The 1,064-nt window shown below is 39.7% G+C and carries 1 pseudogene; it reads left to right on the top strand.

What is annotated here, in order from left to right:
• Nucleotides 1-71 precede the first annotated feature (71 nt).
• Nucleotides 72-1,064 (top strand): annotated as a pseudogene (locus tag HMPREF2818_RS02725) (IS3-like element ISSag2 family transposase); the annotation flags it as partial.

Below are 1,064 nucleotides of genomic sequence, written 5' to 3' on the forward strand. Positions count from 1 at the left end.
TGAATAGGTTACACTAAACTAGACAGAAATTATAAAGTGTTCTACACTTAAAAAAAAACTGGAGAAAAACCATGTCTAGAAAAGTACGTCGTCACTTCACCGATGATTTTAAGCAACAAATTGTTGACCTTTACAATGTTGGTAGAAAGCGTAGCAGTCTCATCAAGGAATATGAGCTAACCCCTTCCACCTTCGATAAGTGGGTTAGACAAGCCAAAACAACTGGTTCATTCAAGTCTGTTGATAATCTGACAGATGAACAGCGGGAGCTAATTGAACTCAGAAAACACAATAAAGAACTCGAAATGCAATTAGATATCCTAAAGCAAGCAGCGGTGATTATGGCACAAAAAGGGAAATAATCACTGCTAATAAGGATAAATACAGCATTTCAAAGATGTGTCGCTGGCTGAATATGCCACGCTCAAGTTATTACTATCAAGCCGTGGAGTCAGTATCTGAAACGGAGTTTGAAGAAACTATTAAAAGAATTTTTCTCGATAGCGAGTCTAGATACGGATCCAGAAAAATCAAAATATGCTTGAATAACGAAGGTATCACACTTTCACGTCGTCGGATTCGACGCATTATGAAGCGACTCAATTTGGTTTCTGTTTATCAGAAAGCCACCTTCAAACCACATTCTAGAGGCAAGAATGAAGCCCCTATTCCCAACCACTTAGACAGGCAATTTAAGCAAGAAAGACCACTACAAGCCTTAGTCACTGACTTAACCTATGTTCGTGTAGGCAATCGTTGGGCTTATGTTTGCCTCATCATTGACCTATACAACCGTGAAATCATCGGCCTGTCTCTTGGTTGGCACAAGACCGCTGAACTCGTTAAGCAAGCCATACAAAGCATCCCTTACGCCCTGACCAAAGTCAAGATGTTCCATTCAGATCGTGGCAAAGAGTTTGATAATCAGTTAATTGATGAAATATTGGAAGCCTTTGGAATCACACGTTCGCTTAGTCAGGCTGGTTGTCCTTATGACAATGCCGTAGCTGAAAGTACGTATCGTGCTTTCAAAATTGAATTTGTTTATCAAGAAACCTTTCAAT

The sequence above is a fragment of the Streptococcus sp. HMSC076H09 genome (genome assembly GCF_001811765.1).
Classification (GTDB): Bacteria; Bacillota; Bacilli; order Lactobacillales; family Streptococcaceae; genus Streptococcus; species Streptococcus agalactiae.